This is a genomic window from Paenibacillus sp. Leaf72, assembly GCF_001422685.1.
GTDB lineage: Bacteria > Bacillota > Bacilli > Paenibacillales > Paenibacillaceae > Pristimantibacillus.
Genome location: NZ_LMLV01000012.1, coordinates 586778 through 595000 on the forward strand (window position 1 = coordinate 586778; position 8223 = coordinate 595000).

Genomic DNA, 8223 nt, shown 5'->3' on the forward strand with positions numbered 1-8223 from the left:
TGTCTGGACTTTCTATTATTTTGTCAACAATGTATGGTGGAATAGCTGGCGGCGGTTTGTTACACTAGTAGCAACAGATTGCTAACTATTGAGGAGAATGTGCGGTACTATGAAAGCAAATATAACGCGTCAAGATGTAGAGTTGCTTGCTCCGGCGGGCGACTGGGAATGTATGCGGGCGGCGGTTGCGAACGGTGCGGATGCTGTCTTTTTTGGTGTGGAAAAATTCAATGCGCGTGCAAGAGCGAATAATTTCCGCAGCGAGGAGCTGCCTGAGATTATGGCCTTTTTGCACAGCTATGGCGTGCAGGGTTTTTTGACTTTTAATATTCTAGTGTTTGAGGACGAGCTTCGCGATGCTCAGACGCTCATTGAAATGTGTATAGATGCAGGTGTGGATGCGGTTATCGTGCAGGATTTGGGACTAGTGAAGCTCATTCGCGAGCTTTCCCCGGATTTTCCGATTCATGGATCGACGCAGATGACGATTACTTCTCCGGAAGCGGTGGAATTTACGAAGCCGTTTAATATGGAGCGCGTCGTTCTCGGCCGCGAAAATAACTTAAAGCAAATCAAAACGATCGGTGAACAAGCGAAGCTTCCGATGGAAGTATTCGTGCATGGCGCATTATGCGTATCGTATTCCGGTCAGTGTCTAACGTCGGAAATGTGGGGCGGACGCTCGGCGAACCGCGGCGAATGCGCTCAGGCATGCCGTCTGCCTTATGATCTGATGGTCGATGGCAAGCATCAGCCGATGGGCGATATTTCGTATTTGCTGTCACCGAAGGATTTGGCGGCGATCGATCTCGTGCCTGAGCTGATTGAAGCAGGCGTCGTTTCCTTCAAAATCGAAGGACGTCTCAAAAGCCCGGAATACGTAGCCAATGTGGTCAGCAAATACCGCAAGGCGATTGATAAATATTTTGACGGCGACCTGTCCAAGCCATCGGTAGAGGAAGTTCGCGAATTGCAGCAAAGCTTCTCGCGCGGCTTCACACATGGCTTCCTGTCGGGCACGAACAATAAAATGCTCGTCGAAGGCACGTTCCCAAAAAGCCGGGGTGTCTTCATTGGCCGTGTCGAGCGGATTCTCCGCGATGCGGTAACGGTGCGTCTGGAAGCTCCGCTTAAGCGTGGCGATGGCGTCGTCTTCGACGCTGGCGATCCGACGAAGAAGGAAGAGGGCGGCCGCGTCTACGACATTCGCCGCCAAGGCGTGAAGATTGAAGGCGAAGCGCAAGAAGGCACGCTGCTGGAGCTCGTTCCAGGGCGCAGCGATGTTGATTTGCGCAAGGTGCATGTGGGCGACCGCGTCTGGAAGACGAATGACCCGGCGCTGGATAAGCGTCTGCGTGCGACCTATGAGACGGAAAAGCCCTACCGCGTTTTCCCGCTTCATGTTTCGGTAACAGGCAAGCTTGGCGAGCCTCTGCGGACGGTATGGACAGATATGCAAAAAGGAACGACGGTAGAAGTAGTATCCGAACTGATGCTGGAGCAGGCGCAAAAGCGTCCGATGGATGCCGAGCTGCTTAATGATCAACTGGGCCGTCTAGGCGGAACGGTTTATCAGCTCGATCATTTGGAAGTTCTGCTTGAGGGCGAACTTATTGTGCCCGTGCGCGAGCTTAACCGGATGCGCCGCGAAGCGGTGGAGCATTTGGCTGGAGAACGTCCGAAGCCGCCCGTCTATGTGAAAAATAACATCGACCCGCTGGCCTATACCGCGGATCAAGAAGCTGTTCCAGCAGCTGTCTCCGGCTATTCGCACGAAGGCGATCTTGCGCCGCGCCTGACGGCTCTATGCCGCGGCTTGCCGCAAGTCGAAGCGGCAATCGCCGCCGATGTCGATATGATTTATGCTGATTTTGAATTTATTAAGCAGTTTCCGGCAGCTGTAGAGCTGGCGCGTGCGGCTGGCAAGCCGATCGCTCTGGCAACCCCGCGCATTCATATGCCGGGTGAAAACGGCTACCATGCTAACATTTTGAAGCTTAAGCCAGATGCTGTGCTTGTCCGCAATACAGGTGCGCTTTATTATTATTTGCGCGCTAAGGCCGAAAACCCAGATCAGCCATTCCCTAAGCTGATTGGCGACTTCTCGCTTAATGTGGCTAATCACAAGACAGTGAAGCTTTTTGAAGAAGTTGGCCTCGATATGATTACGCCGTCTTACGACCTGAACATTCAGCAAATGATGGACATGCTGAACAAGGCTAATACAGCGAAGCTGGAAGTCGTAATCCAGCAGCATTTGCCAATGTTCCATACGGAGCACTGCGTCTATTGCACCTTTATGAGTGAAGGCACCAACTTCACGAATTGTGGACGCCCGTGTGAAGATTCGCGCGCTTCCTTGCAGGACCGTATTGGCATGTCCCATCCGGTTCGCGTAGACGAAGGCTGCCGCAATACGGTGTACAATGCGATTGAGCAATCAGGCGCTGAATATATTAAGCAATTTTTGGAGCTGGGCATTCCATCGTTCCGCGTCGAGTTTTTGGAAGAAACGCCGGAGCGGGTAACGGAAGTGCTATCTCTTTACCGCGATGCGCTCGATGGCCGTATTACGGGCACTAAAGTATGGCGTACGCTGAAAGCAACGAACCAAATCGGCGTAACACGCGGACAATTGGTGAAGTAAGAAAGCAGCAAGGAGGGGAGCCGGCATTGCGGGAAACGCAGTGCCGGCTCTTTTTTGAAGGAGATGACCAGATCACTCTCAAGGGCGAATTTTGAGCTTATCGAAGCAGTTTGACACCGCCATGCGGCTCGCTTAGCATAGGAAGAAGCAGGCTGCAACTTCGAGCCGTATTTACTGAAATAACTGAAGCGCTCATAACGACAAGAGACTGCGACGAAAGAAAGTACCGCTAATTTGTTGACAAAACTCCCAAAACCGTGGAGATTTTGTCAACAAAAGCGGTACTAATTTCCTCGCAGCTCCTAAGTGAGCCGCATAACGGATAGGGATAAGCGGGGTAATGTTGAGGATGGACGTACAATGGTATGCAGGTTGGAGACATGTATTTAAGCTGGACCCGGAGCGCAGCATCTCGGATGAGGAGCTGGATGCAATTTGCATGTCGGGTACAGACGCTGTATTAGTAGGAGGCTCTAGTGGCATAACATTTGAAAATACAGTAGATTTAATGGCGCGCATTCGCCGTTATGCGGTAGATTGCGCGCTGGAGGTATCGACGATGGATGCGGCGGTTCCCGGCTTTGATGGCTATTTCGTGCCGCTCGTATTGAACACGAGCCAGGCAGAGTGGATTAATGGACGCCAGACAGAAGGGCTGCAAGCATTCGGCTCTTTCATTCCTTGGGAGGAAACGGCGGCGCAAGGTTATATTATATTGAATGAAGAAGCGACCGCGGCCAAGCTGACAGGCGCGAATGCCGACTTGGACGAGGAGCAGCTGCTTGCGCATGTGCAAATGGCAGACCGGCTCATGCGCCTACCCGTCATTTATATCGAATACAGCGGACGTTACGGCGACATGGCACTCGTTCACAAAGCGTATGATACGATCGCGCAGGCCCAGCTATTTTATGGTGGAGGCATCGACAGCGCAGAGAAGGCGAGCGAGGCGGCATCGGCTTGCGATACCGTCGTCGTCGGCAATATTATTTATGCAGATTTGGAGGCAGCACTGGCTACTGTGCCTGCCGTTCACAACACGATTCGCAAGCATACAAGAAACGAAGCCTAGCTTTTATAAAAACAACCGTCTATTTAGGGATTTATTTGCATCGGTAAATTGACACTTCACGGCCCGTTGTCTACACTGTTGATAGGCGAACAAATGCGAACAAAGGAGAACGACCATGTTTAATTTTATAAGCATCGACGAGGCGGTACAGAAGCTTAACCCACCGCAGCGCGAAGCGGTAAAAGCAACCGATGGGCCGCTATTGATTATGGCGGGAGCGGGCAGCGGCAAAACCCGCGTATTAACCCATCGGATAGCTTATTTAATTGAGAAGAAGCGCGTAGCGCCTTGGAGCATTTTGGCGATTACCTTTACGAATAAGGCATCGCGTGAAATGCGTGACAGAGTTAGCGCACTGATTGGCCCGTCGGGCAACGATATTTGGGTATCAACGTTCCACTCGATGTGCGTGCGGATTTTGCGCAAGGACATTGATCGGATTGGCTTTACTTCGAATTTTACGATTTTGGATTCAGGCGATCAGCTGTCGGTTATTCGCAATTGCATGAAGGATCTGAATATCGACACGAAGAAATTCGAGCCGAAGGCTGTTCAAGCGTCCATTAGCGCCGCGAAGAATGAGCTGCTAACGCCGGAGCGGTATGAGCAGAAGGCGGGGGACTATTTTCAGGATATCGTCATTAAGGTGTATAAGTCCTATCAGAAGCGGCTCAAAAGCAACAACTCGCTCGATTTCGACGATTTGATTATGAAGACGATTCAACTATTCCAGGAAGTGCCGGAGGTGCTTGATTTTTACCAGAACAAATTCCGTTACCTCCATGTCGATGAGTATCAGGATACGAACCGTGCGCAATATATGCTGTGCCGCATGCTCGCAGACAAGCATCACAATATTTGCGTCGTCGGCGATAGCGACCAGTCGATTTACCGTTGGCGCGGAGCGGACATTACGAATATTTTGAATTTCGAGGGCGATTATCCCGAAGCGCAGACGATTATGCTGGAGCAGAACTATCGTTCTACGGCCAATATTTTGAATGCGGCGAATGCAGTCATCAGCCTCAACACCGGACGCAAGCCGAAGAACCTCTGGACCGATCAAGGTGCCGGAGACGAAATTACGGTGTATCAGGCCGATTCTGAGCATGACGAGGGTTATTTTGTAACAGGCGAAATTCGCAAAAATAAAAATAGCGGACGCAAATTTGCAGATCACGCCATTTTGTATCGGACCAACGCTCAGTCGCGGGTCATAGAGGAAATTTTGATCAAGTCGGATATTCCTTATCAAATCGTTGGCGGCATCAAGTTCTACGATCGCAAAGAGATTAAAGATTTGCTCGCTTATTTGCGGCTGATTTCCAACCCGGATGACGATATTAGCCTTGCACGCGTCATTAATGTGCCGAAGCGCGGCATTGGCGATACGACGGTTGGCAAGCTGGCCGAGGAGGCAGCGCGGAGTGGCACTTCCATTTTCAACGTCTTGGGTAATCTACAGGGGCTGGATATCAATGCCCGTACGCAAGCGCTGCTTGGAGAGTTCTATATAATGATCAGCAACCTTGCCGGCATGGTTGAATATTTGTCGGTAACGGAGCTGACGGAGAAGGTGCTAGAGATGACCCAGTACAAGCTGGAGCTTCAGCGCGAGAAAACATTGGAATCGACGGCACGGGTCGAAAATATTGACGAGTTCCTGTCCGTTACGATGGATTTTGAGAAACGCAACGAAGACAAGACGCTTGTATCCTTCCTGACCGATCTCGCTCTCATTGCGGATATTGATTCCATGGATAAACAGGATGAGCAGGGCAATGCCGCCCCAAGTGACGCTGTTGTACTGATGACGATGCATAGCGCCAAAGGCTTGGAGTTCCCAGTTGTCTTTATTATTGGCATGGAGGAGAGCATCTTCCCACACAGCCGCGCCTTAAGCGACAATGATGAGCTGGAGGAGGAGCGCCGACTTGCCTATGTAGGCATAACCCGGGCAGAGAAGCAGCTGTTTATGACTTCGGCCCGGATGCGCACCTTGTTCGGACGGACCGCATCGAATATGCCTTCACGCTTTCTGGATGAAGTGCCGAGCGAGCTCAAAAAGGATGCTTCCGCTTCGGGCGGTTTTGGCCGCATTGGAGGCAGCAGGTACGGTGGTGGAAGCTCGACTGGCTTCGGCTCAGGCGGACGCACGGCTCCTTCGCGTCCGGCGGCAAATGGCGGGCTTGGCTCAGGCGGCCGATCGCTAGGCACGAGCACAAGCAGCGGCGTTCGAGTAAGCACGCCGCAAGCAGCCGGTGCAGGTGCAGCGGGCGCAGCTGGTGATGCAGGCGCGAAGCAGTTCGCTGCCGGCGACCGGGTAGCCCACGGCAAATGGGGCGAAGGCGTTATCGTTTCCGTGAAAGGAACAGGCAATGATATGGAGCTTCAGATCGCTTTTCCCGCTCCGACAGGGGTGAAACGCCTGCTTGCAGGCTTTGCGCCAATAACGAAAGTTTAGCTCATTATTGAAAGGGGACATTTGCTGTGGAAATGAACCAAGCGGAAACAGCTGCAGCTTCGCCTGCCCAAACCGAACGAATGATTACGCTAATTGATGAAATTACCGCACATAACTACCAGTATTACACGCTGGATCAGCCGTCCATTGACGATGCTGATTATGACAAGCTTTATGATGAGCTGGTCGCATTGGAGAAGGAGACGGGAACCGTGCTTCCTGATTCGCCAACGCAGCGTGTTGGGGGAGAACTGCTTAAGGGCTTTGAGCCGCATCGTCACCGGGCCAAGCTTTGGAGCTTGGACAAGGCGCAAAACATTGAAGGGCTGCATGCCTGGAACCAGCGGATGCTGCGGGCGGTAAACGATTATAATACGAAAAATCCAGATGTTGATCCGCTCCCAGACCCAAGCTATGTTATTGAGCTGAAGTTCGATGGATTGACGCTGAACTTGACCTATGAGGATGGAAAACTGATTCAGGCGGCTACGCGGGGCAATGGAGCGATAGGCGAAGGGATTCTGGCACAGGTGAAGACGATTCGTTCTGTCCCGCTCACGATTCCTTATCGGGAGGGTTTGATTGAGGTGCAAGGCGAGGGTATTATGCAGCTGTCGGTGCTGGAGAAGTACAATCAGACGGCTGCTGAGCCGCTCAAAAACGCGCGCAATGCAGCTGCTGGCGCCCTGCGCAACTTAAATCCGAAGACGACGGCTGAGCGGAAGCTGAGCGCTTTTTTCTACAATATAGGCTATTCGGAAGAGCTGGCATTCACCACCCATCAGGAAATGCAGCAGTTTTTGCGGGACAACCGGTTTAAAGTAAATCCGTATGCAGTCTACTTTGATACGATTGAAGAGGTGGCGGCGGAACTGGAGCGTTTGGCAGAGGGCCGTACCGATCTCGATTATTTAATAGATGGAGCTGTGGTCAAGCTCACGGATATCCGCACTCGTGAAGCGCTCGGCTATACAGACAAGTTTCCGCGCTGGGCGGTTGCATTTAAGTTCGAAGCGGAAGAAGCAGCAACTATATTGCAATCCGTTTCTTGGGAAGTTGGCCGTACTGGCAAAATAACGCCTGTCGCACGCGTCGAAGCCGTTGAGCTTGCCGGAGTGACGGTGCAAAACTGCACGCTCAACAATATAGGCGATATTGAACGGAAAAATCTTAAGTTTGCGCTTGGTACGTTCGTAACCATTCGCCGCTCCAACGATGTCATACCGGAAATACTCGGCAAAACCGATGAAATAGATGGCCAGGAAATCGTCTTTCCAGAGCAGTGTCCTTCTTGTGGCACGGAGCTTGAGCAGCGCGGCGCGCATTTGTTTTGCAACAACCGCTTAGGCTGTGGTCCGCAAATGATCGGTCGTATTACGCATTTTGCCTCGCGCGATGCGATGGATATTGATACATTCAGCGTTATGACGGCTGAACAGCTGTTTACAGAGTGCAAGGTGCATGACCCTGCTGATCTGTATGCGCTGGAGTATGACGATCTGATTAAGCTTGAACGGTTCGGCGAGCGGAAGGCGCGCAAGCTGCTTGATGCGTTCGAGAAGTCCAAGAGCAGGGATTTGACGGCATTTCTATATGCGCTCGGCATTCCGAATACAGGGAAGTCCACCACGCGGACGCTAGCAGATCATTATGGCAGCCTGGATGCTGTTATGGCCGCTTCGGCGGAAGAGCTGGTGGAGCTGCCTGATATCGGAGGTATTGTAGCGGAGAGTATTGTAAGCTTCTTTGCCGATCCGGTTATGGCTGACAGCATCGCCCGTATGCGTGCTGCCGGGGTAAGCGCGGAAGCGGAGCATAAAGCCGTTGTACGGGAAGATAGTGTATTCAGCGGCAAAACGGTGGTCATTACAGGGACATTATCAGGCATGAGCCGCGACGAAGCTGCAAAGAAGCTCGAAGCATGCGGAGCGAAAGTATCCGGCAGCGTGTCGAAGAAGACGGATTATGTCATTGCGGGCGAAAATGCAGGCAGCAAGCTCACGAAAGCGAAGGAGCTCGGTGTTACCGTTATTGAAGATG

General features: G+C 52.0%; 4 protein-coding genes (1 of these 4 running past the window's edge). All 4 read left to right on the forward strand.

Going from position 1 to position 8223, the window contains the following annotated elements; all coding sequences use genetic code 11:
* Positions 1-109: 109 nt before the first annotated feature.
* Positions 110-2647, forward strand: a complete 2538-nt coding sequence (locus ASF12_RS17250; RefSeq protein WP_056037001.1) for a DUF3656 domain-containing U32 family peptidase — start codon at positions 110-112, stop codon at positions 2645-2647.
* A gap of 349 nt (positions 2648-2996) precedes the next feature.
* Entirely contained in the window at positions 2997-3719 is a 723-nt protein-coding gene (locus tag ASF12_RS17255) for a heptaprenylglyceryl phosphate synthase (protein ID WP_056037003.1), read from the forward strand.
* Positions 3720-3834: 115 nt separating this feature from the next.
* Positions 3835-6183, forward strand: a complete 2349-nt coding sequence (gene pcrA / locus ASF12_RS17260) for a DNA helicase PcrA (protein ID WP_056037006.1) — start codon at positions 3835-3837, stop codon at positions 6181-6183.
* 32 nt (positions 6184-6215) lie between these two features.
* Positions 6216-8223, forward strand: the 5' portion of a protein-coding gene (gene ligA, locus ASF12_RS17265; RefSeq protein WP_200931637.1) for an NAD-dependent DNA ligase LigA. It continues 41 nt past the right edge of the window; 2008 of the gene's 2049 nt are visible here — the first part of the coding sequence; the start codon lies at positions 6216-6218; the stop codon falls past the right edge of the window.

Bases quoted from the DNA above. Each gene is read 5' to 3' on its own strand.
- ASF12_RS17250 (WP_056037001.1), top strand. From the start codon at position 110: ATGAAAGCAAATATAACGCGTCAAGATGTAGAGTTGCTTGCTCCGGCG.
- ASF12_RS17255 (WP_056037003.1), top strand. From the start codon at position 2,997: ATGGACGTACAATGGTATGCAGGTTGGAGACATGTATTTAAGCTGGAC.
- pcrA (WP_056037006.1), top strand. From the start codon at position 3,835: ATGTTTAATTTTATAAGCATCGACGAGGCGGTACAGAAGCTTAACCCA.